Below are 26390 nucleotides of genomic sequence, written 5' to 3'. Positions count from 1 at the left end.
CGATGCTACGTCGGAAGGCCCGTGGGCTGAGGAGGCGACATGGCGAGATCGTCGTGTTCCTCTCGTCGTGCCCGGCGAACGAGGAGGATCAGCACGATCAGGCTGGCGGCCGCGCTGACCAGCCCGGCGAGGGCGATGCCTCCGGAGACCACGATCGACCGCTGGTCGCGCCGGATCTGAACGGCGACGGGCGTGTCGTGCGTGCCCTTCCCGACGGCGCGGGCCGGATCCTGCACGCCCGTGCCCGACGCGGTGGCCCGGTGCCCGGCCAGGGTGTTCGCGACGGTCAGCGCCCGGTAGGCGTCGACGACGCCGAAGCCGGTTCCCGTGTTGTAGGCCGTCTTCCCTGCCGGCGACGAGCTCAGCGCCTGGGCCACGAGGGCGGGCGACATGTCCGGGTGGCGCGCCTTGATCAGCGCAGCCACCCCGGAGACCAGTGCGGTGGCCTGCGAGGTTCCCCGGCCCACCCAGTACTCGTCGCCCGGGCCCGCGCCCAGGACGTCGACGCCGGGCGCCGCCACGAGGACCGAGGAGTTCCGGTTGGAGAACGAGGCGCGGATCAGCGCCGGGGTGACGGCGGCCACCGAGATCACGCCGGGTATCGCGGCCGGGTAGGAGTACGGGGCGGTCTGCTTGCCCGTGCCGTCGTTGCCCGCCGCCGCTACCAGGACGACCCCCTTGGAGATCGCGTAGCGGATGGCCTCCCGCTCGGCCTCCGTCGGCCGGTCCTTGGAGATCGACAGGTTGATCACGTCGGCCCCGTGGTCCACGGCGTACCGGATGCCCTGGGCGACCACGCCCGCGTAGCGCGGGTCGGAGTTGAACTTCCGGAAGCCCGCCTCCTCGTCCTCGAGGATCACCCGGATGGAGAGGATCTTCGACTGCGGCGCGACCCCCATGACTCCGTCGGCCGCTCCCGGGCCGTGCCCGTGGCCCGCGATCAGCGACGCCATGTAGGTGCCGTGCAGCCGCACCTGCGCGGTCCCGCGCGGGGTCGCGCCGGCAGTGAAATCCTTGCCGGTGATCACCGATCCGGCCAGGTCGTGGTGCCGCGAGTCGACCCCGGAGTCGAGGACGGCGACCGTCACCCCCCGCCCCTGGGTGATCTTCCAGGCGTCCGCCACGTCGAGCGTCCGCATCACCGGCTGCTGGCTCGTACGGACCCCGTCCGCGAGAGCCGTACCGGTCGTGCCGGTGAGCAGGAGCCCCGCCGCGGCGAGGGCGGTGACGGTCCCGAGCGCCAGTCGTCTCAGCACGGCGACTCCCTGCCTCCGCATTCGAGAGGTGACGGGACGGTCAGGGCGTCGGCGACGCCCTCGGACAGGTCCTCCGTGAACGAGAACATCGCCGGGCGCTGCTTGCCCAGCGCGCGGGCGGGCCGTCCGTCCACCTGGCCCGCCGTGGTCAGCACGACGTACGGCCCGGCCTGCCGCAGGGAGGCCGCCTGGCGGGCGGTGGCGGTGAACCGGTCGGTCACGGTGCCCTTGAAGGCCAGGGCGCGCAGGCCCGGGGACGGTTTCCCGTTCCCGGGAAGCGCATTCTCCGCCGCGTCAGCCGACCGGGTGTCGGGAAAGGCCGCGACCCCGATCGTGACGACCATGCCCTGGAGGGCGTCCAGATACGTCGCCCGCAGGATCGCCCTGCACCCCGCCTTTCTGACCGCCACCTGGAGCGAGGCGTCCACAGCGGCCTTGCAGTCGGTCCCGGACGAGATTCCGACCCGGCGGGCCTTCTCCTTGCCGCCCTGCTCGTCCGTGTATTCCAAAGTGGCGGGGAAGATCCGGCCGGCCGGCCATGCCTGCCAGCGTCCGGCGACCTCGGCCGCCGCGGCCTGCCGTACCTCGTCCGCGTTGGGGCCTCGGGTGAGCTCGGCGACCGCCGAGTTGGCCGCGATGCCCGCGACGACCGCGCAGACCAGAGTGAGCACTGAGGCGACGACGAGGGCCGACCGGCTCCGCCATTCACTCACCGGGTCTCCGCTCCCCTCGCTGCGGTTTTCACCAAGCGACCTTAACCCCACCCACGGGTGGCTATCTCCTGAAATAGGCCGGAAAGTACTTGACGCTATGGAAAGCGAAAAGTACTTTCCCTAGTGGAAAGTACATGACTACCACGGCCCGAGGAGCCCCCCGTGAACGCCGACGAAGCCGCAAGGAGTCTCGCGACCATCAGAGACACGCAGACCAGGGCCGTGCGATCGCAACCCTGGTTTCCGACGTGGTACGTGGTGGGAGTCGCCCTCTTCGTGACCGGGATCCAGTTCGTCACCGAGCCGGGCATGCCCGTCCCCGTCGCCGGCGCCCTCGGCGTCCTGCTCGTCGCCGCGCTCGGCGCGCTGGTGGCCGTCTTCGTCAAGACCCGCAGGATGACGGCCCACAGGAGCCTCCTGTCGCCCGGCGAGTTCGTGCTGTTCGGCGTGTGGCTCGCCGCGTGCGTCGTCCTGTGCCTCGTCCTGGCCCTGCGGCTGCAGGCGGCCGAGATCGCCTACGCTCGGACGTACGCCGCCCTCGTCATGACCGTCTTCATGGCGGCGACCGGGCCCCTCGTCGCACGCGGGATCTCCCGGAGGATCGCCCGCAACATCGAGAGAGGGCCGTGATGGAGCTCGATCCCGTGATCCACGCCCCCACGCGGCTGCAGATCGTGTCGGTGCTGGCGGCGGCGGAGGAGGCCGAGTTCGGCTTCGTGCGGGACACGCTCGGCGTCAGCGACTCGGTGCTCTCCAAGCACGCGAGCGCGCTGGAGACCGCCGGTTATGTGCGGATCCGCAAGGGCTACGTCGGCAAGCGCCCCCGGACCTGGTTCAGCCTCACCGAGCAGGGCCGCTCGGCGTTCGCGGACTACGTGCGGAACCTGCAGAAGATCGTCTCCCCGAGCGGGTTGACGGTTCTGCCCGGCTGACCGCTCATCGCCGCCTGAACGCGGTACGGCTGCCGCCCCGCTGAGCGGGACGACAGCCGTACGTCGATCGGCGAAACGCGATCAGTAGGTGGGGAGGCTCGGATCGATGGTCTTGATCCAGCTCAGGACGCCACCGCCGACGTGGACGGCGTCGGCGAAACCGGCGTTCTTGAGCACGGCGAGGACCTCGGCCGAGCGGCCGCCGGACTTGCAGTGCACGACGATCTTCTTGTCCTGCGGCAGGCCCTCCAGTGCGGATCCGTTCAGGAACTCGCCCTTGGGGATCAGCACCGCGCCGGGGATGTTGACGATCTCGTACTCGTTCTGCTCGCGGACGTCGATCAGGTAGATGTTGTCGCCCCGGTCCTGCATCTCCTTGAGCTCGGCCGCCGTGATGGTCGAGCCGGCCGCGGCCTGCTGGGCCTCGTCGGAGATCGTGCCGCAGAACGCCTCATAGTCGATCAGCTCGGTGATCGTGGGGTTCTTGCCGCACAGCGGGCACTCCGGGTCCTTGCGGACCTTGACGTCGCGGTACTTCATCTCCAGCGCGTCGTAGATCATCAGGCGGCCGACGAGCGGCTCGCCGATGCCGGTGATGAGCTTGATGGCCTCGTTGACCTGGATGGAGCCGATCGAGGCGCACAGGACCCCGAGGACGCCGCCCTCGGCGCAGCTGGGGACCATGCCGGGAGGCGGGGGCTCCGGGTAGAGGCAGCGGTAGCAGGGGCCGTGCTCGGACCAGAACACGCTCGCCTGGCCGTCGAACCGGTAGATCGAGCCCCAGACGTACGGCTTGCCGAGGAGGACGGCCGCGTCGTTCACCATGTAGCGGGTGGCGAAGTTGTCCGTCCCGTCCACGATCAGGTCGTAGCCCGAGAAGATGTCCATCACGTTGTCCGTGGTGAGGGCCACATTGTGGATCACCACGTTGACGTTGGGGTTGACCTCGCGGACGCTGGCCGCGGCCGACTCGGCCTTGAGGCGGCCGACGTCGGACTGGCCATGGATGACCTGGCGCTGCAGGTTCGACTCGTCCACGATGTCGAAGTCGACGATGCCGAGGGTTCCCACCCCGGCCGCGGCCAGGTAAAGCAGCGCAGGCGAACCCAGGCCGCCCGCGCCCACACACAGGACCTTGGCGTTCTTGAGCCGCTTCTGCCCCGCCATGCCCACGTCAGGGATGATCAGGTGGCGTGAGTAGCGGCGCACCTCGTCGACCGTCAGCTCAGCTGCCGGCTCTACCAGCGGTGGCAACGACACAGTTCCACTCCCGTTTTCGCGCCAATGGTCGCGCTCGGCACCATGGGCCCATCACAAGCTCTTCTCACAACCTAACCGGGGTATCCCGCATTCCCCAATCATGCTGTCCGAAGAGCGGACAGTCGCGGAGCGGCCGCCTCGGCGATGAGCCGGCGCGCCTCCCTGGCGACGGCCTCGGGGAATTCCATCTGCGCGACGTGCGCCGCGTGGGCCAAGGTGACGAGCCGGACGTTCCGGAACGCACGACCCGCGCGGACGGCCATCCGGGGGTCGACGAGCCGGTCTCTGCGGCCGTAGATGACGAGCGTGGGCGCGGTGACCTGGGCCGCCTGGCGCCACAGATTGCCGGGTCCGACGCGGAAGTACTCGTTCACGATCGCCCGGGCGCACCCCACCATCGCCGCCGCCGCGTACGGCAGGCCGTCACGGCGGAGCAGTTCCTCCTCCGCCTCCCGGAGCCGCTGGGGGTGGACTCGGCTCCTGTCGGCGTAACACCAGCTGAGGGTCGCCTGGACCCGCCTGCCGACGGGGATCCCGTTGAGCTTCCTGATCGCGATCTCGCCCACACGCGGGATGGCCGACGTGGCCACCCTGGCCGGGCCGAAGCGGGGCAGCAGGTCCGGCAGGGCCGGTGAGATCAGCGTCAGCGACCTGACGAGGTCGGGCCGCGTCGCGGCCACCCGGACGGAGATCGCCCCGCCCATGGAATTGCCGAACAGGTGGACCGGGCCGCCGACGTGCTCGATCACCCCGACCACGGCGTTCACGTGGCGGTCCACCGAATAGTCGCCGTCCGGCGGCTCGGGCGAGTAGCCGGCTCCCGGCAGGTCGACGGCGTGTCCCCTGACCTCACCCGCGAGCTCGCCCATGAGATCGGTCCAGTTGGTGGCCGATCCGGCCAGACCGTGGACGAACACCGCGGTCTCTCTGGGCCCCGCGGGCGTGGACCTCACATGGAGCCGGGTATCGCCCGCCTCGACGAGCTCTCCCGGCCACGACGGAATCGGTTCGACACCCACGCGTCCTCCCCTGTTCGTCTTCTGTTTCGACGATAGCCGCCTGTCGTACGGCAAGGCCATGGGTCCCACTCTGCATGGACGGCCAGCGGGACGCGCCGGGATTAGCAGCGAACAAAGCAGCAAATATCGCTCATATCGGTGCATTTCAAATCCGACATAAATGACATTTCAGATGAAAATGATCAGAAATGGTTCAACGTCGTCAATAAAGAGATAAGCGGATGGCAAAAGCCTCCGATCGCCGTTTGTCGCTCCGGTGGGCGCGGAAAACAAGACAATGCAGGGATGACCCACCAAGGGTCAGCAGAAGACCATTTTCCAAGTTATTTGGAGAATGTCAGCGCATAGGACGCAAGTCCTTCCAAGGGGGAAATGAAATGCCCAACTTCAAGAGCCTCGTCGGGGTTCTCGCCATCAGCGCCGCGCTGACCGGCGGGGCCGTCGCCCTCGGCACCGCTGTCACCGCCGGCACCGCGAGCGCCACCACCGTCATGGGCTGCGGCGGCGGCTGCGGCGGCGGCGGCTGGGGCCGTGGCCACCGGAACCACAACCGGAACTGGAACCGCAACCACCAGCGGCAGCACGAGCGTCAGCACCAGTTCCAGCGTCAGCACCTGCTGCGTGACTTCACCCTGGTCGTGACGCCGTTCCAGAAGAGCGACAACGACGCCACCCCGTGGCAGAGGCAGGACAACGAGTCCGAGTCCAAGGCCGAGGCGGAGCAGGAGGACCCGTACTACGGCACGCGCGCTCCCGTGGCCGGCTAGTACGTCGCCGAATCGCGCGGACGTCCCGACCTGATGGTCGGAACGTGAGCACAGAAGGAAGCATGCCCGTGCTCGCCGATGCCGGGTTCCCCGTTTCCGGGAACCATGTACGCCCGGCGGGCACGGGCGCAGCCGAAAGCGCATCATCACCGGCGGATTCGCCGCATGAAACAAGCACGACCGCCTGTTTTTCTGCTCACACCGCATTCTTGTGACCCCGCCACGACGAAGCGCCCACAAAGGCGTGAGGCGTCTTCGCGTAGCGGGCAACCGCATTCATCAAGGGGAAATCGAAATGTCCAAGCTCAGCAACATCATGGGCGTTCTCGCCGCCAGCGCCGCGCTGACCGGTGGCGCTCTCGTTCTCGGCACCACCGCCGCGAGCGCGTCTGTCGTCATGGGCGGCGTTCCCGCCCCGGCTCCGGCTCCGGTCTCCGTCTCGCGGCCGGTGTGCCACAAGCAGGTCTGCTTCCGCGAGGAGCGTCAGCACAACCGCAACCACAACTGGAACCACAACCGTCAGCGTCAGCACGCTCGCCAGCTCGAGTTCCAGCGCCAGCACCTGCTGCGTGACTTCACCCTGGTCGTGACGCCGTTCCAGAAGTCCGAGAACGACGCGCAGCCCTGGCAGAGGCAGGACGACGACTCCCAGGCAAAGGCCGAGTCCGAGTTCGAGTGATCTAGGTCCACGCCTCGATCCAGGTCCGCGAGGGAAGGTGCCCGCACCGCCCGGCCAAGGGGCCTTCACCAAAAGATGCCGTGCTCGCTGACATCTCGGTTCCCATGAGGAGCCGCGGTCACTGAGCGAGCGCAGGCACCTCAGGGGCGTTCCGGGTCACCGCGTCCATCCATCCGTCCGTCCTCTCATGGACGGCGGATCGATCGGAATCCCTCACCACTGCGCCGGAGTCCTCGCACTTCCGGCCCGGAAGTTCTCACAACGCGGAGAACACCGCAGCAAGGGATCAGTTTCATCCGGAGGGAAACGAAAATGTCCAAGTTGAGCAACCTCGTGGGGATCCTCGCCGTCAGCACCGCGCTGACCGGTGGAGCCGTCGCTCTCGGGACCGCTGTCACCACCACGTCCGCGAGCGCCACCACCGTCATGGGCTGCGGCGGCGGCGGCTGCGGCGGCGGCGGCTGGGGTCGCGGGCACCGCAACCACAACCGCAACTGGAACCACAACCGCGAGTGGCAGCACGCGCGTGAGCACCAGCACCAGCGTCAGCACCTGCTGCGCGACTTCACGCTGATCATCACCCCTTTCCAAAAGTCGGACAACCAGGCGTTCCCGCAGCAGAAGCAGGACACCGACTCGCAGGCGAAGGCCGAGGCCGAGAGCGAGAACCAGAAGCACGGCTACGGCACGCCCGCTCCGATGGCTCAGCCGTAGCCCGGTCGTCCGACGCACATCCGGCAGGAAATCGATCCCGCGCCGGCAGGGACCTCATGATTCTCATGAAGCTCGGCCAGCCGGGACGGGCCAAACCCGGGAGAGGACACGGCGGCCGGTCCGGCCGTACGTGACCGCATGGATCTGGAACCGCAATCCAGGTGCCTTCTGTCCGCATCGCCTTCCCTGGTCGCGTCATAGGTCCAGGGAGTGCACTCCATATTCCGACACAACGAGCGAGGGCTCCGCGGCATCGTCCGCGGAGCCCTCTCTTTGTTTCCGGCCTCCGGCCCTCCCCACGGTCCGCGTCCCCGGCCCCTCATCGCGACCGCCGGTGAGGGTCTCTGGCCCCTCATCGCGACTTCCGGCGTGCATCCCCACCCCATCATCGCGACTTCAAATCGGACATAAGCGACATATCTACCGCAATTAGTCTAAGGCCGTTCACAGCCTGCCAATAAGCACTTAAAGGCACCAGATAGTCGTTTGTAGGGTGCCAATGCTGGAAATCTAGACAGCGCAGGACGATAGCCGCTTAAGTGGCTATCAGCGACATTGTTTCTCGTTTCAGAAATTGTCGCAAATAAGGGCAACCGATCCTTTCAAGGGGGACACCCAATGCCCAAGCTCAAGAACGTCATGGCCGGTCTCGCCATCAGCACGGCGCTTGCCGGCGGTGCCATCGCGCTGGGCGCCACCTCCGCGAGCGCCGCCACCACCGGCTGGGACAACGACCGTCACTGCTTCCAGGACGAGGACTTCACCAACTTCACCGTCGGCGCCGGCAAGGCCTTCGTCAACTTCTCGGAGTTCGACAAGGACTGCCACAAGTTCGACAACAACCGGTGGGACCGCTAAGCCGAGCGCGTTCGGGATCAGCTTCGGCGACGACACTGACGAGCCCGTGAGCGGCACGCCCGTGTTCGCCCGGATCATTTGATATCGATTCACGATATAGCGGTGAAGCGACGGCCTCACTGACGCGGCCTCGCGGAACGGCTTTCAATCAAATATCCGAGCTCGATCCCAGGCACACAGAGGCGAGAGCTCCGGTGGATGAGAAATCCACCGGAGCTCTCGCTTTTTCGCGTGAACCCTGGCCCACCCGCGCGAATGCCGCTGCGCCGCCCAGGCGTCCCCAGCGCCCTCAGGGGACGAAGAGGGACATCCTGCTCCCGGAATGCCATTGGAGCTGCACGAATGACTCAGCGAGCCACTGAGCCTCGCGTATCGCGTTCACCCGCCTTCCCTCCTGACGGAAGTGGCGGGCCCGTGGTGCGGAGCCCCTCCGACCGGCCTATTCGAATCGGACATTTCAGGACAAAAACGTCATTAACGGTCTATGCTTGGTTATAAAGAGACAATAAGCCACCAAAAGCGCCCAATCGTCGTTTGTGGGGCGAGTTCCCCGGTAATTAACGCATCGTACGAAAGATAGTCCATTAGGGACTAGCTGGGGCATTTTCTGTAACGGACGAAAATGCGCCCATTAAGGGCAATCGAATCCTTTCAAGGGGGACACGCAATGCCCAAGTACAAGAACGTCATCGCAGGGCTCGCGATCAGCACGGCGCTGACCGGTGGGGCCGTCGCGCTCGGCGCCGCCACCACCACCACGACCGCGAGCGCCAGCACCGCCACGATCGCCAGCTGGGGCGGCGGCGGCTGCGGCGGCGGCCGCGGCTTCTGGCGGGGCGGCAACCGCTGCGGCGGCGGCGGCTGCCACCGCGGCTTCTGGCGCTGCGGCCACAACCGCATGCGCATTCACAACAGCAACCACCGCACGTTCAACAACGTCCGCCTGGACCGCAACGCGCGCGGCAACGACGTCGTCATCGGCTGACCGAGCGGCCCTTCGCGATGAGCTCCGCGCCCCGAGCTGAGGGGTGGGGAGACCAGGGCGCCCGGACACGGACACCTGGTCTCATGACGCATCGACCTCTCGTGGGCCGCTTCTCAGCGGAAACTGGAGCCCTTTCTCCAGGGGCGTAGAGGCGAGGGCTCCGGTGGATCACCTCCACCGGAGCCCTCACAGCGAGACGCGGCACAGCAAGAGGCACAGCAAGAAGGCACGACAACGCACAGCGACACCGCGCGACGAGGCCACGCGGCGGGACCGGGTCAGAGCCGGCCCGGGAGGGGGATTCCCCGCTCAGGCCGAGCGGCGGGTCCTCCGCTTCGCGGGCGCCTTCTCCTCGGCGCTCTCGGCGGACTTCTCCCCCGCCTTCCCCGTGCCAGAGGCCTTCCCCGAACCTGAAGCCTTCTTCTTGGCGGCAGGCGCCTCCCGGCCCCCCTCCCGCTCCTTCTTCGCGGCCTCGACGCTGGCGCGCAGCGCGGCCATCAGGTCGACCGCCGGCCCGGCCTCGACCGGAGCCTCGGCGGCGACGACCTCCTTCCCCTCGATCTTGGCCTCGATGACCTGCTGGAGCGCCTCCCGATAGGCGTCGCGATACTCACCGGGGTCGAAGTCGGCGACCATGGTCTCGATCAGGGACTCGGCCATCTTGAGCTCCTGGGGCCGGACGTCGACGTCCTCCTCCAGGAACGGGAACTCGACCTCGCGCACCTCGTCCGGCCAGAGCATCGTCTCCAGCACGAAGATCCCCTCACGGACCCGGAGCGTCGCGAGAGCCTCCCGCTGGCGCAGCGCCACCTTCACGATCGCCACCTGCCCGGACCGCTCCAGCGCGTCGCGGAGCAGCACGTACGGCTTGGCCCCCTGGGCGTCGGGCTCGAGGTAGTAGGACTTGGCGAAGTAGATCGGGTCGATCTGCTCGGCGGGGCTGAACTGCAGTACGTCGATCCGCCGCGAGGTGGAAAGCGGCAGGTCGGCGAAGTCCTCGTCGGTCAGCACCACGATCTCGCCCGTGGCCAGCTCGTATCCCTTGGCGATGTCGGAGTACGGCACCTCCTCGCCGTCCACGGTGCAGACCCGCCGGTACTTGATGCGCCCGCCGTCCGTCCGATGCACCTGGTGGAAGGCGACGTCCTTCTGCTCGGTCGCCGAGTACAGCTTCACAGGGATGGTGACCAGTCCGAACGAGATGGCGCCTTTCCAGATGCTGCGCATAACCACATTCTCGTCTCTGTGTTCGAATACCACCATGGGGGATTCAAGGGACTTACCTCATGGGCAGGTACCCACTATGGCAATGCCGTATCCGGTCGAGCCCATGCTCGCGGTCGCCGGCGAACTCCCCCTCGATCGTTCCGCGTATGCCCTGGAGGTGAAGTGGGACGGCGTCCGCGCGATCGTCTACGTCGACGGCGGTGTCCGCGCCACCGGCCGCAAGGGCACCGACTGCACGTCCCGATACCCCGAGATCGCCCGAGTCGTCGCCCCCCTCGCCGGGCGCAGCGCCGTCCTCGACGGCGAGGTCGTCGCCTTCGACACACTCGGACGCCCCAGCTTCGAACTGCTCCAGCGGCGCATGCACGTGGCCGACCCGGCGGCCGCCGGGCTCCTGTCCCTCGTGCCCGTCACCTACATGCCCTTCGACCTGCTCTACCTGGACGGCCACGCGCTGTTCGACCTGCCCTACCGCGACCGGAGGGAACTGCTGGACTCGCTCGGCCTCGAGGCTCCGCCGTACCTTCCCTGCGACCCCGACGTGCTGGAGGCGACCCGCATGCAGGGCCTCGAGGGCGTCGTGGCCAAGCGGCTCGACTCGCCGTACCGGCCGGGGCGGCGGGCGGAGTGGTGGGTGAAGGTCAAGAACCTCGACACCGCGGACGTCGTGATCGGCGGCTGGCGGCCCGGCAAGGGCCGCCGCGAGGGCGGCGTCGGCTCCCTGCTCCTCGGCATGTACGCGGGACCGTCCCCGGGTCCGAAGGAGTTCCTCTTCGTCGGCCATGTCGGCACCGGGTTCACCGATGCGATGCTGGATGACGTGTACCGGCTGCTGAAGCCCCTCGAAATCGAACGAAGCGCCTTCTCCGCGGCGCTCCCGCGGGAGATCGGCAGGGACGCGCGCTGGGTCAGGCCCGAGATCGTCGGCGAGGTCGCCTTCACGATGTGGACGCTGGAGGGGCGCCTGCGCCATCCCGTGTGGCGCGGCGTCAGAACGGACAGGGTCCCCGCGGACGTACGGCGAGAGGAGCAGGGGTGACGGAGAAGGTGCTGGTGCGGGTCGACGGCCGGGAGCTCTCCCTGAGCAACCTGTCCAAGGTGCTCTATCCCGCCGTCGGCTTCGCCAAGGCCGAGGTCATCGACTACTACACCCGGATCGCTCCGGTCATGCTGCCTCATCTCCGCGGCCGGCCGCTGACCGTGAAACGGTTTCCCAACGGGGTCGAGGGCCAGTCGTTCTTCGAGAAGAACGCGCCCGCGCACACGCCGAAATGGGTCCGCAGAGTGACCCTTCCCGTGCCGGGCAGCACGATGAACCGCGAGAAGATCGATTTCTCGGTCGTCGACGACCTGGCCTCACTGGTCTATTACGCGAACCTGGCGGCCATCGAGTTCCACGTCCCGATGTGGCGGGTGGACGCCGAAGGGGCCCCGCTGCCGCCCGACACGCTCGTGTTCGACCTGGACCCCGGCGCCCCGGCGACGATCGTCGAGTGCTGCCGGGTCGCCGTCCTGATCCGCGACGAGCTCGAGCGGGACGGGCTGGAATGCTTCCCCAAGACCAGCGGCAACAAGGGCATGCAGCTCTACGCGCGCTGGGACCGCGGCCCCGGCACCACCGAATACGCGAAGGCGCTCGCGCAACGCCTGGAGAGCGCCCATCCCCTGGTGACGAGCGTGATGGCCCGCAAAATCCGCCCCGGCCGGGTCTTCATCGACTGGAGCCAGAACAACCCGGCCAAGACCACGGTGGCGCCCTATTCCCTGCGGGCGAACCGCCTGCCCACCGTGTCGACCCCCTTGTTATGGGACGAGGTCGACAAATGTGACGAGCCCGATCAGCTGGTGTTCACCGCCGCCGAGGCGCTGGCGCGCGTGGAGGAGCACGGCGACCTCTTCGGGTCCTCGGAATCCGCGCCGTAGTGTGGGAAATGTCGCAGCAGACCCTCTGATGAGAGGACGTGCACATGTCCGAGATGGACTCCCTCGACGACGTCGCCGATGAGCTCTCAATCGAGGCTCCGGAGGCGGACGCCGTGGAGCAGCACCAGCTGGCCCAGTCATCCGGGGAGGACCGCTGGCCCGAGCACGTCCCCTTCGACGCCGACCCCGCGGACGTCGCGGAACAGGAGCGCGCGGTGGACGTCGGCGACGATGAGGAATATCGCTGACCTGGCTACCCGCCCCGTAGGATGGGACGCTGGGGCGGCGAGGCCCCTCGTATCAAGGAGACTGCCGTGACCACACCCCCGGACGCCAAGCCCCGGGGCACCCGGCTGCCCCGGATGGCCCGCCGCCGCCAACTGTTGAGCGCCGCCCAGGAAGTCTTCGTGGAGAACGGCTACCACGCGGCCGCGATGGACGAGATCGCCGAGCGCGCCGGCGTCAGCAAGCCGGTCCTCTACCAGCACTTCCCGGGCAAGCTGGAGCTCTACCTGGCCCTGCTGGACCTCCACGTCGACGACGTGGTGAGCCGCTGCCGTGAGGCCCTGGCCTCCACCACCGACAACAAGCAGCGGGTCCAGGCCGCCATCGGCGCGTTCTTCGACTTCGTCTCCAGCCAGGGAGAGGCCTTCCGGCTCGTCTTCGAGTCCGACCTGCGCAACGCGGCCCCCGTTCGCCAGCGCATCGAGCGGTCCCTCAGGGAGAGCGCCGAGGCGATCAGCCAGGTCATCCAGGAGGACACCGGCTGCTCCAGCGACGAGGCCCACCTGCTCGGCGTCGGCCTGGTCGGCATGGCCGAGGTCAGCGCCCGCTACTGGCTGAGCAGCCAGGGCTCGATCCCCAAGGACGCGGCCACCCAGTTGATGGCCCGGCTCGCGTGGCGCGGCATCAGCGGCTTCCCCATGAGCGGCTGACGGCGAAAATCCTGTTCGCTTGACGCGATCAAAGGGCTCACCACGCCGCGAGGCGACGACGATGGGTATCACCAGCCCTCTGAAAGGGGAGCCCGATGGAAATCAAGATCGGCGTTCAGTCGGTGCACCGAGAGATCATTGTGGAGACCGACCTGTCGGCCGACCAAATCGAGGAGGAGCTCCGCAAGGCGCTCGCCGCCGACAAGGGCGTCTTCTCACTCACCGACACCAAGGGCCGCCGCGTGGTCGTCCCCGTCCAGTCCCTCGGATTCGTCGAGATCGGCGAGGACGAGCAGCGGACGATCGGCTTCGGCGGAACCCTGTGACCGGCCGGTCCCGGTGACCGGCTGAACCCATTTGATCGGCGCGACCGCGTGACTAACGGCCTTCGGCATAGGCCACCATGCGGTCCAGGATGAGGCTCCACCCCGCGGTGTAACTGCCGGGATAGCGGCGGGCGAGGTCGGGCGAGAGGCGTTCCCAGCCACGGTGCTCCAGCTCCACACGGGTCAGTGCGGGCCCGAGCGCCAGGAATCGCAGCTCGACCTCGGTCACCGCCCCCTCGGGCGACAGCCGCCTTTCCGGCGCGCCGTGCTCGTAGCGGGTGGACTCCCAGGTCATGGCGAACCGTTCCGGCGGTTCCCAGATCAGAACCTTTCCCCAGGAGCACTCCGTGCCGTCCGCGTCCGTCTCGTACACCCGGCCGCCGACGTGCCGCTCGACGGTGACGGCCACGACCTCGGCGTCGCCCAGCGAGTGGGACGACGTCGGCCACCACTGCCCGATCTCGCGGACGAAGACGTCGAAGACGTGAACGCGGTCGCTGCGCACCAGCACCGACCTGTGGATCGGGGGGACGGCCTCGCGCTCAGCCCCGGCCATATCCGCATCCGCGGGGGCGGCGGGTGAGGTCGGCGCCGTGAGTGTCACCCCGCCTCTGGCCGACAGTCGGGCATCCCGCGCTTCCCCTGCGCAACACCGCGCGCGAGGTCCAGCGATTCGGCCCACATCTCGTCAAGGAACTGCCGTAGCGGCGCGAGGCCCTCATGCCACGCACGCTACAACCATTTGGCCGCCGGATCAGCAGACCGGCTCATCTCATCCCGCCTGCGACCGCTGATCCGACACGCCGCGTTCGGCCTCGGCGATCCTGCGCGCGAAGTCCAGCGACTCGTCCCACATCTCGTCGAGGAACCGCCGCAGCGGCGCGAGGCCCTCGCGCCGAGCCCGGTACAGCCGTTTGGTGCCCTCCCGCCGCTCGATCAGCAGGCCGGCCTCCTTCAGCACCTGGAGGTGCTGGGAGACCGCGGGCCGGGTCACCTCGAAATGTTCGGCGATCCGGCCGGCGGGCATCTCCTGGTTCGCGACGAGCCGCAGGATGGCGCGGCGGCGCGGCTCCGCTATCGCCCGCAGCGCCTCATCCATCGGCTCGGTCATGCGTCGCTCCTGTCAGCGCTTCCAGAGCCCGATCCGGTTGCCCTGGGGGTCGGTGAACTCCGCGAGCGTACCCGTCCCCGGGACCTCGTACGGCGGCACGACGGTCTTGCCGCCGAGCGCCTCTGCCCTGTCCAGGTGTCCCTGGACGTCGTCGACGGCCACCACGATGCTCACGCCCTTCGCCGCCCCCTCCCCCGCGGTCCCGATGCCGCCGGGGATGCCGCCCTCCGCGGCGTCGACCATGCCGTACCCCATGGGGTTGTCCGCGTCGATCCGCCAGTCGAACAGGTCGGCGTAGAAGCCGAACAGGGAGGGTGCGTCGCCGGTCGCGATGTCGAAGAAAACCACTGGCCGAGCCATGGTCGTGCTCCTTTCCTGGAACTGTCTCCAGAAAAGTTAGCCGTCGCTTTCGTAAGTGTCAACTAACGCTTAGCCGCTCGTGGTGAGGCCGACCGCCGCCATGCGCCTGCCGTGCTCCTCGGTCAGCCGGGCGAACAGCCTGCCGATCTCCGCGAGGTCCTCCCCCTCCTCGCCCACCAGCATCGCGGCCAGCTCGGGACGCGCCGCGGCGAGCCGCTGCCCCTGGCTCAGCGCCTCTCCCACCATGCGCCGGGCCCACAGGGCCAGCCGGCCGCTCAACCGGGGGTCGGCCTCGATCGCCGCCCGCACACGCTCGACCGCGAACTCGGATCGGCCCTCGTCGGTCAGGACGTCGTCGACGAGCCGGCGGATGGGCTCCTCCGAGTGGCGGGCGGCCTCGCGGTAGAAGTCCCCCGCGATGCCCGTGCCGACGTAGGCCTTCACCAACGCCTCGTGCCAGTCCTTCGGCCTGGTCTGCGCGTGCCAGGCGTCGATCGCGTCCACGAACGGGTCCATCGCCTCCTCCGGGTCCACCCCGAGCGACGACAACTTGTCGCGCAACACCCGGAAGTGGCCGTACTCGGTCGCCGCGACGTCGCCCAGCGCGGCCCTGTCGTTCAGGGTCGGAGCCAGCAGGGCGGCGTCCTCCGCCAGCTTGAGGAACGCGGTCAGCTCGGCGTACGCGAGCATGCCCAGAAGGTCCACGACACCGGAGGAGAGGCCGGGAGAGGATTCAGTCATGGGTGAAGCGTACGTGGCCAAGGTCACGTCCCATCAGCCCATCGGACACCTCCACCTCACTGGTGCGATGGAGACGATTGGTCGGAAGAAACAGAAATCGGTTCCCCGTTGTGGTATCGAGTAGACTGCTCTGTGAAAAGTGCGACCGCACTATGTTGATCCGGGGTCTGGCCCCGGGACCCCCAGTAATTGGATGTGGCGGTCGCTCATCACGACGAAGGCGTGATCCACGAGAACCCGGACCGGGAAAGATCTGCCGGCTGGATGGCCAGGAGGCCGCCTTCGCACTGATTTAGGCAGGCCACACTGACAACGACGTTCCGAGACCTGGGAGTGATCCCGGAGATCGCCGATGCCCTCGAGACCGAGGGCATCTCTTCACCGTTCCCGATTCAAGAGATGGCGCTCCCGCTGGCCCTCGCCGGCCAGGACGTCATCGGCCAGGCGCGCACCGGCACGGGCAAGACCTACGCCTTCGGCGTCGCCATGCTGCAACTCGTCGGCAAGCCGAGGAAGAACCGCAAGAAGCCGCGCGGTCTGGTCATCGTGCCGACCCGTGAGCTCGCCCTGCAGGTGACCGAGGACCTGGTCCTCGCGGGCGGCAAGCTCGGCTCGCGGATCCTCACCGTGTACGGCGGCCGCGCGTACGAGCCTCAGATCGAGTCGCTCAAGAACGGCGTCGACGTGGTCGTCGGCACCCCCGGGCGCCTCCTCGACCTGGTCAAGCAGAAGCACCTCGACCTCGGCCAGATCAGCATGCTCGTGCTCGACGAGGCCGACCGCATGCTCGACCTCGGCTTCCTGCCGGACATGGAGCGGATCATCAAGCTGGTCCCCGAGGAGCGGCAGACCATGCTGTTCTCGGCCACCATGCCCGGTGAGATCGTGGCGCTCTCCCGCCGCTACCTCAGCCGGCCCACCCACGTCCGCGCGGAGAACGGCGACGTCCTGGACGAGGCGCCGCCCAAGACGACCCAGTTCGTCTACCGCACGCACCGCATGGACAAGATCGAGATTGTCGCCCGGCTGCTCCAGAGCAACGGAAGCGGTCTCACGATGGTCTTCTGTGAGACCAAGCGCGCCTGCGACATGGTCTCCGAGCAGCTCCAGGACAAGGGCTTCGCCGCCGCGGCGGTCCACGGCGACCTCGGCCAGGGACAGCGTGAGCAGGCGCTGCGGGCCTTCCGCAACGGCAAGATCAACGTGCTGGTGGCCACCGACGTGGCCGCGCGCGGCATCGACATCGACGATGTCACCCACGTGGTCAACTACGACTGCCCCCAGGACGAGAAGGCCTATGTCCACCGGATCGGCCGCACCGGCCGGGCCGGCCGCACGGGCGTCGCGGTGACCTTCGTCGAGTGGACCGAGCTGACCCGCTGGAAGGTCATCAACAACGCGCTCGACCTCGACTTCGCCGACCCGGTCGAGACCTACTCCAGCTCGCCGCACCTCTACTCCGACCTCGACATCCCGGAGGGGACCAGGGGCGTGCTGCCGCGTGCCAACCGCTCCCGCGCCGGGCTCGCGGCCGAGGAGATCGAGGACCTGGGCGAGACCGGCCGTGTCCGGTCCCGCAGGCAGGGACGCGGCGACCGTGATCGCGACGACGAGGCGGACGAGCGTCGCAAGCGTCCCGCCCGCACCCGTGAGCGGCGCCGCACCCGCGGCGGCCGCGTCCAGGAGACGGAGGCGGACGGCGCCGGCGTCGCGGAGACCACCGAGAGCGCCGAGCAGGTGAGCGCCCCGGCGCCCAGGGCCGAGGCGGTTCCCACGGTCGAGAGCATCACCACGGTCGAGAGCATCACCGCGGTCGAGAGCATCACCGCGGCCGAGACCACCGACACGTTCGAGACCAGCGACACGTTCGAGGCCTCGGTCGAGCAGGCGAGCCCGGTCAAGCCGGTGAAGTCCACCAGGCGGGCGGGTTCCGCCAGGCGGACGGCCTCCGCCAAGGCGGTGGACCCGGTCGAGACCGTGGGCGAGCCCGTGGCCGCCGTCGAACCCGCCGTCACCACCGAACCCGCGCGCAGAGCACTGCACGCGGACGTCCTCGAGGAGGCACCGCCCATGCCCCCCGCACAACGTTCCGCGCCGCAGCCCGAGCGGATCATCCCGGCGAGTCCCTTCGTCGTGGTGTTCCAGTCGCCCGACCTCGCGACCGAGGACGACGACCCCGCTCCTTCGGCGGCGACCGAGCGGGCCCAGAGCAGGCGCCGGTCGAGCCGTCCGCGGCCTCGCCGTACGACCTGATCGCGGGACGGCCCCGTCCCAGTGGGTATGGACTTCGGCATGAGGCGTGTGCGATGACCAGCCGTAACCTGCATAAGTTTTTCGGCAGTGTCGCGACGAGTTTCGCTCGGTATCGTGATGCCACGTGAGCGAAGCAGCCGACAGGAACAACAGCCGGTCCCCCGCGGGTGAGCCGTCCCGCCCATCGGTTCCGCGGCTCCTCGGCGGGGCGGAGGAGACATCGTGAGCACGCCACGGTTCCTGACGCTGCCGCCGGGAGTCTCCGTCCTGCAGATCGAGACCGAGCTGGGTGCGTTCACCGCCCTCGAGGCGCTGCCGGTGAGCGGCGTCGCGGAGCGGTGGCCGGCGCTTCTGGTTCCCGGATACACCGGGAGCAAGGAGGACTTCATCGCGGTCCTCCAGACGCTGGCCCAGGCCGGCCGCCGGGTGATCGCGGTCGACATGCGCGGGCAGTTCGAGACTCCCGGGCCCGACGACCCCCAGGCGTACACCTGCGCGTCGCTGGGCGCCGACGTCGACGCGATCGCCGCGGTCGTGGGATCGGGTGAGCCCGTCCACCTCCTCGGCCACTCGTTCGGCGGCCTGGTGGCCCGTGAGACGGTCCTGAACGGCACGACGCAGCTGGCCTCGTTCACGCTGATGAGCTCGGGTCCCGCGGGGATCATCGGCCCGCGCGAACAGGCGGGGCGGATGATGCTGGCGGAACTGCCCGAGCACGGTGTGGACTACATGTGGGCCAACCGGATGGAACCGGACGCGCTGCGCGCGGGCGTGCCGGACGACATCGTGGCCTTCCTCCGCAAGCGCCTGCTGTCCAACTCTCCCACCGGCCTGCTGGCGATGGCCGACGAGGTGCTGAACGCCCCCGACCGCGTGGGTGAGCTGGCCCGCAGCGGCATCGACATCCTGGTCCTGTACGGCGAGCACGACGACGGATGGCCGCCCCTCCTGCAGGCCGAGATGGCCAACCGGCTGGAGGCCGACTGCGTGGTCGTCCCGGGTTCCGTCCACTCACCCGCCGTCGAGGCGCCGGAGACCACCGCCGCCGCCCTGACCAGGTTCTGGAACGCCGCGGAGAGCCGGCTGCTCCAGTACGGCTGAAGGCGCGAGCAGCATGGCGACGATCGGCGCACCCACGGCGCAGCCACCGGAATCAGCCACGTGGCGGGTGCACATCGACAGGTCCATGTGGGTGGGCGGCGTCCGCGGACTGATGTTGCAGGCGCTCCACCCCCTGGCCATGCGCGGGGTCTGGCAGAACTCCAACTTCCAGGAGGACCCGTTCGGGCGGCTGCGCCGTACCGCGGACTTCGTCGGCCGGGTGACCTACGGCAGCCCTGAGGAGGCCGAGGAGATCGGCCGCCGCGTGCGGGGCATCCACCGCGCACTGCGCATCGACGACCCGGAGACCGGACGGCGGCACCGCGTCGACGATCCCGAGCTGCTCCTGTGGGTCCACTGCGCCGAGGTGACGTCCTACCTGGAGATCGTCCGCCGGGCCGGCGCGCCGATCTCCGACGGCGTGGCCGACCGCTACCTGGCCGAGCAGCGGCGGAGCGCGGCCTATGTGGGGCTTCACCCGGAGGACGTGCCGGGCTCGGTCGCCGAGATGGACGCCTACTTCGCCGAGATGCAGCCCCGTTTGAAGGCCATCCCCGAGGCGGTGGCGGCGGTGCGGTTCCTGCTGTGGCCACGCCTGCCGCACGATCTGCGCTTCCTCGCCCCCGGCAAGCCCGTGTACTTCCCCTTCGGTGCGCTGTGCTACTACACGCTGCCCGACTGGGCGCGCCGGATGTACGGCGTGCTGCCCGAGGTGCCGCAGGGCGCCGTCACGGCCGCGCTGAGAGCCTTCCGCACGGTGACGAACTCGCTGCCGGAGTTCGTGCACCAGCGCGCGTTCACCCCCTCGACGCGGGAGATGTTGCAGGGGTCGCGAGAGCGGCTGGCCGCGGCCGGATACGACGTGAGTAAGGGACTCCGCGGGCTGGTCGATCCGCGCAGGAGGCCCGGGCGGATCGTCGCCCAGGACTCCTAGGAGGCCGTGGTCGTGGTCGTGGTCGTCGTCGCGGCGTCCGCGCCCGAGTCGACGGCGAGCGCGTCCCACGGAAGGCGGTCGGGAGACGCGGCCCGGCCCTCCGGACAGTGCCGGCGGAAGTCGCACCACGAGCAGATCGGGCCGGGGTTCGGCCGGAACAGCTCGTCGATCTCGGGCGGAACCTCCGCACCCGCACCGCCCGCCTGAGCCGAGCCCGCTTGACCCGAGCCCGTGCGACCCGGCCCCGTCCGCTTCCGCTCCCCACCGCTGCGGCCCGCCCAGGCCCGGTAGGCCTCATCGGCGGCCGACGCCTCCATGGCGATCTCCTCCGCCCGGCGGAGGTGGCGGGCGAGCGACTCGTCGGTGTGCTCCCACTCGGCCACAGCGCCGGTGGGCAGGTGGTGGAGCTCCACACGCCGGCACGTGCGGTGCATCATGCGCGACGACGCGACGGCGTAGATGGCCAGGGCGATCGAGGACCTGGCGTCGTCGGCGTCCAGGGGACGGCGGCCGGTCTTGTAGTCGACCACCACGAGCTCGTCGCCCCGCCGGTCGAGACGGTCCACCCGTCCCGACACCGCGATCACGGCCGTGCGCGTAGCCACCGTGCGCTCGACGCCGACCGGGTCGTCCGAGGGATCGAGCGTCCTGACGTATCCGGACACCATTTCGCGTGCCCGGTCACGCCATGACGCCGACTGCTCCTCGTCGCGGAAGCCCTCGGTGATCCACCCGTTCGTCACGAGGATGGCCGCCATCATCGGCGTCCGCCGCTCGTACGGCTCGCGCCACCACGCGGCCAGGGCGTTGTGAACGGACGCGCCGACGCTGTTGTGCGCCCACGGCGGGCCCTTCTGCGGCGCCGGGCGGTCGAGGTACGTGAAGCGGTACCGGCGGCCGCAGTCGAGCCACGAGTTCAGGCGGGACGGCGTGCACGTGTAGAGCCGCCTCGGCATTCCGTCGAGGCCGAGCTGCTCCATGATCCGCTACTCGTCGAGGTCGAGCCTGACGCCGGAGGCCCTGGTGCCGTCCACGAGAGGCGGCGGCTCCGCGACGTGGTCCTCCGAGGTCAGCGAGCCGGACAGCCACCTGTCGAACTGCGGCTCGAGGTCGCCGATGCTGCTCTCCTCGCCATGCGCGGGGAGCACCCGGGTCGCGTGCGGGAGCGTGAACAGCCGCTCGCCGATAGAGGTGAGCTGGTCGCTGAGGGCGGGATACTCGCCCGCCAGCTTGCCCGGGCCGTCCAGCTGGAGCGTCTTGCCGGTGAACACCGCGTCGAGCTCCTCGCAGTAGAGGGACACGCCGCCGGGCGTCACCCCGGGCGTGGCCAGGACCTCGAGCTCGACGTCGGCGACGGCGAACAGGCCCTCGTCCTCCATCTCGATGTCGGGCCAGGTGTCCTCCCACGTCTGCCGCCACAGGCGCTTGTCCCTGGCGTGCACGGCGATCACCGCCTCGTCGCGTGCGGCGACCTCGATCGCGGCGCCGACGTGGTCGGGCAGGCCGTGGGTGCAGATGACGGCGAGGACCTCACGGTCGCCCACCGTCTCCAGGATCTTCTCCGGGTCGCGCGCGGGGTCGATGACGATCACCTCGTCGTCGTCGCCCACGATCCAGGTGTTGTTCTCGACCTTGTGCTCGACGTCCTCGATCTCGACGACGCCCGAAGTCACCACTCGTTCGATACGCGCTGTCACGGCTCAGAACCTTACTATCCCCAACTGATCGTGCCCGCCTTACTGGACGTCGTTGTCCAGCCGGGGTGAGAAGGCGCCGAACGGAAGATCCAGGGCCTGGTCATGATCGCGTAGATCGCGCAGGGAGAGGCCGGCCAGGGCGATGAAGCAGCCGGCCTCCGCCGGCCAGGCGATCGTCCACAACCAGTTGCCGAGGGCCTCGCCGACGTAGGCCGCCCGGTCCTCCGGCACCCCTCCCGCACACCACAGAGCGGTCGGATGACCACGGGCGTCGATCTTCACGTGCGGCGGTCCCGCGTCGAACCCGGCGCCGGGATCCGATCCCGGGAGCCCGGCGTAGGCGGCGCCGAGACCGACCCCAGGCTCCTCGGCGACCACGAGCATGTCGGCGGGGCCCGGGGTGATCGAGGGTCCCGAGAGAGCGACGACGCTCGCCCTGACCCCGCTGCGGTCGTCGCCCACCTCTGCGAACCCGGTCACCAGCCAGCCGGGCGGCAACGGCCACGGAAGCCAGACCGGGACCCGGGAGGCCCCGCGCAGCGCCTCGAGGGCGGCCTGGGAGGGGCGGCGGGGAGGCTGGTAGGGCAGAACGTCGCCGTGGGCACCGCAACGCCAGGAGCTCGACCAGACGTTCGGCTCGTGAAGCGGCCCGAAACACCGCGGACAGGTAGGCGCGGTTCTCACAACTACTCACGGTGCTGCCGAGTGAGCGCTCGCGTCAAGAGTCTTCCTGTTATCCAGCCGTAATCTTGGTCTTGTGCGCCGTGTCAGATGTGTGGGAGCGATCGTGGTGGACGACGGCAGGCTGCTGCTGGTGCGCAGGGGCCGCCCTCCGGGGCGGGGACTGTGGTCGCTGCCGGGAGGGCGGGTCGAGCCCGGAGAGACCGACGCGCAGGCGTTGCGCCGCGAACTCCTGGAGGAGACCGGGCTGGACGTGACCGCGGGCCCGCTGGCCGGCACCGTCGAGCGTCCGGGCCCCGAGGGCGTCACCTACGAGATCCACGACTACCTGGCGACCTGTGCCCCGGACGGCCGGCTCGTCGCCGGAGACGACGCCGCCGACGCCCGCTGGTGCCGCCCCTCCGAGCTCGTACGGCTCCCGCTGACCGACGGCCTCGCCGCCGCGTTGGCCGAGTGGGGGGTCATCGACTCCCTGCGGTGAGCGAACTGCGCCAGATGGTGAGGTGATCGTCGGCGTATCCCGTGGACCTGCCGATCGCCAGCACCCGGCTCCCGGACACGGCCACAGTTCCCAGCCACTGCGTGCCGGCGCCGCCCAGGCCGTCCTGGGTGAGCGCCTGGCGGGTCCAGGCGAGGCCGTCCTCGGAGATCCACGCGGCGCTGTCGCCCTCGCCCGCCGGGCCGTGCGAACCGACGGCGACGAGGCCGCCGCCCGCCGCGACGAGGTCGAGCACGACGGCCGTCTCGTCGGCGGGCAGACTGCCGTACTCCCAGTGGGCGCCGTTGTCGGCCGACACCACGGAGAACGGGCGGACGCCCTCATCGGTGACGGCTGTGCCGACCGCGACGACTCCGGAGCCGGTCGCCACCACCTGCCGCAGTCCGGCCGAGCGGGCGTCGTCGGGGACCACCCTGCTCGCCGGCGCCCATCGGAGCCCGTCGGAGGAGACCCAGGCGACGCCGGTCTCGAGATCGGCTCCGCCCGACCCGCCGACGGCCATGAACCCGGACGGCGTGGCGGTGACCGCGGCCAGGCGCACGCCCGCTCCCCCGGCCGGCATGCCCGAGGCCGGCACCCGGGTGAACCGCTTGAGGTCGGGGCTGAACCAGAGCGCGGGCACCACACCGGTGGCGCTGCGGTCGTCGCCGGCCAGGACATACCCCTTGGGACCGGCCGCGACCAGGCGCGGCGCGACCAGGAAGTGACCCGCGGGGACCTCCAGCGCCGGGCCCGCCTTCCAGGACCTGCCGTCGGACGACGTCACCAGCAGCGGCCGGGTGACCGCGGGATCGGTCATCGTGCTGCCGGCCGCCAGCCAGCCCTTCGAGCCGTGCGCCACGCTGTTGAGGGCCTGGCGGCCGGGCCCCCCGAGCAGCGCCGAGAGGCGGGCGTCGGTCCAGTTGGCCCCGTTGTTCCCGCTCGTCCAGATGGCGGCGTCGCCGTTGGCCGAGCCGACCGCCACGAACGCGCCGCCGGAGACCGCGACGTCGGCGGTGTCCCTGGCCAGGTGGCTGAGGCCGGCGACGGAACCCAGCGGCACGGACCGGGGGTCCTTGCCGTCCCCCGCCGTCATGAGGACCGGCAGGTTCTCCACGTCGCCGGCGCCGCGTTTGTCCCCGCCCGCGACGACCAGGCCGGCGTCGGTGATCGTCAGCCCGCGCAGCGTGCCCGGGATCTCCCCCAGATTCGCCTTCTTGGCCCACTTGCGGCCGTCGGCGCTGGTGTAGACGGCGTACGTCTCCCAGGCGGACTCGACGACGGCCGCGACGCCCGCCGACGACGACGCGAGCCCGCGGACTCCCGTGCCCTCGGAGCCGAGCCCGCCGATGGTGCCGCACTCGCTCCACCGGGCGCCTTCGGGCGAGCAGTACACGGTCACCTCGCCCGCCGCCGATCGCTGCCGGAGCGGCACGAGGACGTACCCGTTACCGGCCGCCGTGAGCGCCCCCGGCTCGGGTTGCACACTGGCGAGGGTCGAGGCGGTCCGCGACCACGTCCTGCCGCCGTCGGCCGACCGGAGGATCACCGAACCCGAGTCGCCCGGGCCGGGATCGGCCAGGGCGACGACCTGATCGCCCCGGGCCACGACCGCGCGCATGCCCCGGACCTTGTCGGGCGTGCCGATCTCGCCCGCCCGCGTCCAGGTCCGCCCGTCGGGCGACGTCCAGGCCACGGGACCGATCGTTCCGTTCTTCAGCGCGGCCGCGCCCACGGCGACGAACCCCGAGGCTGTCCTGGCGACGTCCGCGATCCGGTCCTGACTGCCGAAGGCGGCGAGTCCCTCCGGGTCCACCGCCGTCCATGCCCGGCCGTCCACTGACACCCACATCCCGCGGGCCGCCTGGCCCGCCCAGCCCGACACGTCGTTACCGACCGCCAGCCAGCGGCCGCCGCCGCCCACGACCCGGCCGACCGCTCCCGCGCCCGCCTCGTAGCCCGCGGGGCCGGCGACGCGTCCCAGGTCCCAGTCGCGCCCGCCGTCGGTGGACACGAGGAACAGGGGTCGCGGCAGCGTGCCCGTGGTGTCGCTGCCCACGGCCACCACGGTCGACCCCACGGAGGCGATCGCGTTGAGGACCTGGCTGGAGCCGTTGCCCGGTAGGCCCGGCGCGGCGAAGGCGGCGTCCCCCGACTGGCCGTCGCCGGCGGCGAGGCGCAGTCCGGCGGCCTGCGGGGCCCTCGCCCAGTTGACCGCGGCCACACCGAGCCCTGCCGCCACCAGCAGCACGATCGTCACCACGATCGGGAACACCAGCCTGCCGGGCCCGAAGCGGCGCGGCCGGAGCCGCCGGTGACGCCTGCCGTCTCCGGTTCTCGGCGGGCCGATGGCCACCAGCACGTCGGGGCGGGCCGGCCGCCCTCCCGGCGGGCGGCCGATCCGCTCGACCGGCTCCTGTGAGGGCCCGGGGTCCGGCGGGTGCACGGGCTCGAGAAAAGGCTGGTACGCAGGTTCGAGACCCGGCTGGTGAACGGGAGGATCGCCGGGCGACGCCACGGCTTCGGGCTCCGCGGGGATCTCCGGGCCCAGCCGGATGCCGCTGGACGAGGGGGAACCGGGGTCTCCCGTTCCGGGGGCCGGGGGTCTGTGCGCGAGAGTGCGGTCGTCTGCCGACGAGTAGGGCAGGCGCCGTCCGCGGCGGGGAGCGGCGGCGTCGGGATCCTCGGTGGGGATGTTCGCCCGGGGCGTTCGCGGCGGCCCGGACGCCACCAGCTTGTCGGGGGCGTCCACCAACCGCCGCCGGGGAGGCTCGGCGGGGGCGCCCGAACCGGACGCCGGACCCGAAGGACCTCCGGAACCCTCTGAGCCAGTTGAGCCGATTGAGCCGGAGACGCCGGAGGAGCCGGGGACGCCGGAGGGATCGGACGCCGGACCCGTCGAACCGGAGGGGTCAGCCGATGCCGCGGGCCGGACGAACGGATCCGGTAACGGCCCGGCCGCCGGAGCAGCGGGCCGGGCGGACGGGTCGGGTGACGGTCCGGCCGCCGGAGCGGACCCGGGCGAGCCGGGCTGCGGAGGGGGGTTCTCCCCGGACCGGCGGTCCCCTGTACGGCTGTGGCGCGGCTGCGCGGGGCCGGACGACGAAGAGTAGGGCCGGCGCCCGGTTCGCGGCTCCCGCTTGCTCTCAGCGGCCTGCGCGCCGTCCCCCGGAGAGGGTTCGGGCTGCGGCGCCCACAGATTCTGGGCGCTCTCCGGCGGCGCAGCGCCCTCCGGCTCCTCCGCGTCCTCGGGCACGGGAGCGCCGAACGGGGGCATCGCCCAGGGGGAGACGATCGGAGGCGTGTGATGAAGGGTGGGAGGGGGCTCCGTGTGGCCCTCGTCGTGTGCTCTGCCGTCGTCGTCGGCATCCTGCTGAGGCCGGCGCTCGTGGGGGCCCGAGGCCACGCTCAGTACCTCCTACCTCTGGCCCGGAGGGATA

Annotated in this window: 29 protein-coding genes; 16 read left to right on the top strand and 13 right to left on the bottom strand. The window is 70.0% G+C overall.

From position 1 onward, the window contains the following. Positions 1-5: 5 nt before the first annotated feature. Together Pph01_RS11690 and Pph01_RS11685 are read right to left on the bottom strand one after the other, a co-directional pair. Complete coding sequence (locus Pph01_RS11690; RefSeq protein ID WP_239116611.1) at positions 6-1256, bottom strand: S8 family serine peptidase; 1251 nt, start codon at positions 1254-1256, stop codon at positions 6-8. Then, positions 1250-1969, bottom strand: a complete 720-nt coding sequence (locus Pph01_RS11685; RefSeq protein ID WP_204073036.1) for a hypothetical protein — start codon at positions 1967-1969, stop codon at positions 1250-1252. Before Pph01_RS11685 ends, Pph01_RS11690 begins: the two co-directional genes overlap by 7 nt. Positions 1970-2131: 162 nt before the next feature. Between Pph01_RS11685 and Pph01_RS11680 the strand changes: the two genes are divergently transcribed. Both Pph01_RS11680 and Pph01_RS11675 read left to right on the top strand, forming a co-directional pair. Further along, positions 2132-2599, top strand: coding sequence for a hypothetical protein (locus Pph01_RS11680; protein WP_204073035.1), 468 nt, complete (start codon positions 2132-2134; stop codon positions 2597-2599). Then, the gene (locus Pph01_RS11675; RefSeq protein WP_204073034.1) at positions 2599-2901 is read left to right on the top strand and encodes a winged helix-turn-helix domain-containing protein; all 303 of its coding nucleotides are present in this window, start codon (positions 2599-2601) and stop codon (positions 2899-2901) included. Before Pph01_RS11680 ends, Pph01_RS11675 begins: the two co-directional genes overlap by 1 nt. A gap of 81 nt (positions 2902-2982) precedes the next feature. On the opposite strand, the gene moeZ is transcribed toward Pph01_RS11675, so the two are convergent. After that, complete coding sequence (gene moeZ / locus Pph01_RS11670) at positions 2983-4161, bottom strand: adenylyltransferase/sulfurtransferase MoeZ (protein ID WP_204073033.1); 1179 nt, start codon at positions 4159-4161, stop codon at positions 2983-2985. A gap of 98 nt (positions 4162-4259) precedes the next feature. Next, entirely contained in the window at positions 4260-5180 is a 921-nt protein-coding gene (locus Pph01_RS11665; protein ID WP_204073032.1) for an alpha/beta fold hydrolase, read from the bottom strand. Between the two features lie 377 nt (positions 5181-5557). Between Pph01_RS11665 and Pph01_RS11660 the strand changes: the two genes are divergently transcribed. The 5 genes from Pph01_RS11660 (at position 5558) to Pph01_RS11640 (ending at position 9183) form a co-directional block, all read left to right on the top strand. Continuing rightward, a complete protein-coding gene (locus tag Pph01_RS11660; protein WP_204073031.1) occupies positions 5558-5947 on the top strand; it encodes a hypothetical protein in 390 nt (129 codons plus the stop codon). A gap of 295 nt (positions 5948-6242) precedes the next feature. Next, positions 6243-6626, top strand: coding sequence for a hypothetical protein (locus tag Pph01_RS11655; RefSeq protein WP_204073030.1), 384 nt, complete (start codon positions 6243-6245; stop codon positions 6624-6626). A 312-nt stretch (positions 6627-6938) separates the two neighbouring features. Beyond that, positions 6939-7340 (top strand): hypothetical protein, encoded by a 402-nt coding sequence (locus Pph01_RS11650; protein ID WP_204073029.1) that lies wholly within the window; start codon positions 6939-6941, stop codon positions 7338-7340. Between the two features lie 618 nt (positions 7341-7958). Continuing rightward, positions 7959-8198 carry a hypothetical protein gene (locus Pph01_RS11645; RefSeq protein WP_204073028.1) on the top strand — a complete coding sequence of 80 codons (240 nt, stop codon included), beginning with the start codon at positions 7959-7961 and terminating at the stop codon, positions 8196-8198. Between the two features lie 667 nt (positions 8199-8865). Next, a complete protein-coding gene (locus Pph01_RS11640) occupies positions 8866-9183 on the top strand; it encodes a hypothetical protein (RefSeq protein WP_204073027.1) in 318 nt (105 codons plus the stop codon). A gap of 309 nt (positions 9184-9492) precedes the next feature. On the opposite strand, the gene ku is transcribed toward Pph01_RS11640, so the two are convergent. Next, entirely contained in the window at positions 9493-10410 is a 918-nt protein-coding gene (gene ku, locus Pph01_RS11635) for a non-homologous end joining protein Ku (RefSeq protein WP_204073026.1), read from the bottom strand. Positions 10411-10486: 76 nt separating this feature from the next. Here ku and ligD (Pph01_RS11630) point away from each other — a divergent pair, with 76 nt between their 5' ends. The 5 genes from ligD (Pph01_RS11630) (at position 10487) to Pph01_RS11610 (ending at position 13594) form a co-directional block, all read left to right on the top strand. Beyond that, positions 10487-11449 (top strand): non-homologous end-joining DNA ligase, encoded by a 963-nt coding sequence (gene ligD / locus Pph01_RS11630; RefSeq protein ID WP_204073025.1) that lies wholly within the window; start codon positions 10487-10489, stop codon positions 11447-11449. Beyond that, positions 11446-12333, top strand: a complete 888-nt coding sequence (gene ligD, locus Pph01_RS11625) for a non-homologous end-joining DNA ligase (protein ID WP_204073024.1) — start codon at positions 11446-11448, stop codon at positions 12331-12333. Before ligD (Pph01_RS11630) ends, ligD (Pph01_RS11625) begins: the two co-directional genes overlap by 4 nt. Positions 12334-12377: 44 nt before the next feature. Continuing rightward, positions 12378-12581, top strand: coding sequence for an Rv3202a family protein (locus Pph01_RS11620; protein WP_204073023.1), 204 nt, complete (start codon positions 12378-12380; stop codon positions 12579-12581). 66 nt (positions 12582-12647) lie between these two features. Continuing rightward, positions 12648-13268 (top strand): TetR/AcrR family transcriptional regulator, encoded by a 621-nt coding sequence (locus Pph01_RS11615; protein WP_239116610.1) that lies wholly within the window; start codon positions 12648-12650, stop codon positions 13266-13268. A 95-nt stretch (positions 13269-13363) separates the two neighbouring features. Next, entirely contained in the window at positions 13364-13594 is a 231-nt protein-coding gene (locus Pph01_RS11610; protein ID WP_204073021.1) for a DUF3107 domain-containing protein, read from the top strand. A gap of 52 nt (positions 13595-13646) precedes the next feature. Here Pph01_RS11610 and Pph01_RS11605 read toward each other — a convergent pair whose 3' ends face one another. The 4 genes from Pph01_RS11605 to Pph01_RS11590 form a co-directional block, all read right to left on the bottom strand. Beyond that, positions 13647-14150: an SRPBCC domain-containing protein gene (locus Pph01_RS11605; protein ID WP_204073020.1), complete on the bottom strand. Its 504-nt coding sequence runs from the start codon at positions 14148-14150 to the stop codon at positions 13647-13649. A 216-nt stretch (positions 14151-14366) separates the two neighbouring features. Continuing rightward, complete coding sequence (locus Pph01_RS11600) at positions 14367-14705, bottom strand: ArsR/SmtB family transcription factor (protein WP_239116609.1); 339 nt, start codon at positions 14703-14705, stop codon at positions 14367-14369. Between the two features lie 12 nt (positions 14706-14717). Continuing rightward, positions 14718-15065 (bottom strand): VOC family protein, encoded by a 348-nt coding sequence (locus tag Pph01_RS11595; protein WP_204073019.1) that lies wholly within the window; start codon positions 15063-15065, stop codon positions 14718-14720. A 69-nt stretch (positions 15066-15134) separates the two neighbouring features. After that, positions 15135-15806, bottom strand: coding sequence for a ferritin-like fold-containing protein (locus tag Pph01_RS11590; RefSeq protein WP_204073018.1), 672 nt, complete (start codon positions 15804-15806; stop codon positions 15135-15137). 399 nt (positions 15807-16205) lie between these two features. On the opposite strand from Pph01_RS11590, the gene Pph01_RS11585 reads away from it, so the two are divergent. The 3 genes from Pph01_RS11585 to Pph01_RS11575 all read left to right on the top strand — a co-directional run bounded on the left by Pph01_RS11585 (position 16206) and on the right by Pph01_RS11575 (position 20094). Further along, positions 16206-18059, top strand: a complete 1854-nt coding sequence (locus Pph01_RS11585; protein ID WP_239116608.1) for a DEAD/DEAH box helicase — start codon at positions 16206-16208, stop codon at positions 18057-18059. Between the two features lie 222 nt (positions 18060-18281). Beyond that, positions 18282-19160 (top strand): alpha/beta fold hydrolase, encoded by an 879-nt coding sequence (locus Pph01_RS11580; protein WP_204073016.1) that lies wholly within the window; start codon positions 18282-18284, stop codon positions 19158-19160. 13 nt (positions 19161-19173) lie between these two features. Continuing rightward, positions 19174-20094, top strand: coding sequence for an oxygenase MpaB family protein (locus Pph01_RS11575; RefSeq protein WP_204073015.1), 921 nt, complete (start codon positions 19174-19176; stop codon positions 20092-20094). Here the strand turns inward: Pph01_RS11575 and Pph01_RS11570 are convergent. The 3 genes from Pph01_RS11570 to Pph01_RS11560 are packed head-to-tail and all read right to left on the bottom strand — an operon-like array spanning position 20091 to position 22475. Beyond that, on the bottom strand, positions 20091-21074 hold the full coding sequence (locus Pph01_RS11570) for a RecB family exonuclease (RefSeq protein WP_204073014.1): 984 nt from the start codon (positions 21072-21074) through the stop codon (positions 20091-20093). The genes Pph01_RS11575 and Pph01_RS11570 overlap by 4 nt on opposite strands. 6 nt (positions 21075-21080) lie before the next feature. Then, entirely contained in the window at positions 21081-21791 is a 711-nt protein-coding gene (locus Pph01_RS11565; protein WP_204073013.1) for an MBL fold metallo-hydrolase, read from the bottom strand. Positions 21792-21830: 39 nt separating this feature from the next. Next, positions 21831-22475 carry a DUF6758 family protein gene (locus Pph01_RS11560; RefSeq protein WP_204073012.1) on the bottom strand — a complete coding sequence of 215 codons (645 nt, stop codon included), beginning with the start codon at positions 22473-22475 and terminating at the stop codon, positions 21831-21833. Positions 22476-22548: 73 nt separating this feature from the next. Between Pph01_RS11560 and Pph01_RS11555 the strand changes: the two genes are divergently transcribed. Further along, a complete protein-coding gene (locus Pph01_RS11555) occupies positions 22549-22953 on the top strand; it encodes an NUDIX hydrolase (RefSeq protein ID WP_239116607.1) in 405 nt (134 codons plus the stop codon). On the opposite strand, the gene Pph01_RS11550 is transcribed toward Pph01_RS11555, so the two are convergent. Beyond that, the gene (locus tag Pph01_RS11550; protein WP_204073011.1) at positions 22934-26356 is read right to left on the bottom strand and encodes a beta propeller repeat protein; all 3423 of its coding nucleotides are present in this window, start codon (positions 26354-26356) and stop codon (positions 22934-22936) included. The genes Pph01_RS11555 and Pph01_RS11550 overlap by 20 nt on opposite strands. Between the last annotated feature and the right edge of the window lie 34 nt (positions 26357-26390).

This window comes from Planotetraspora phitsanulokensis, from assembly GCF_016863295.1.
In the GTDB taxonomy this organism is placed as follows: domain Bacteria; phylum Actinomycetota; class Actinomycetes; order Streptosporangiales; family Streptosporangiaceae; genus Planotetraspora; species Planotetraspora phitsanulokensis.
Note: the sequence above shows the minus strand (reverse complement) of the source record. Positions and strands in the feature narration are given on the sequence as shown.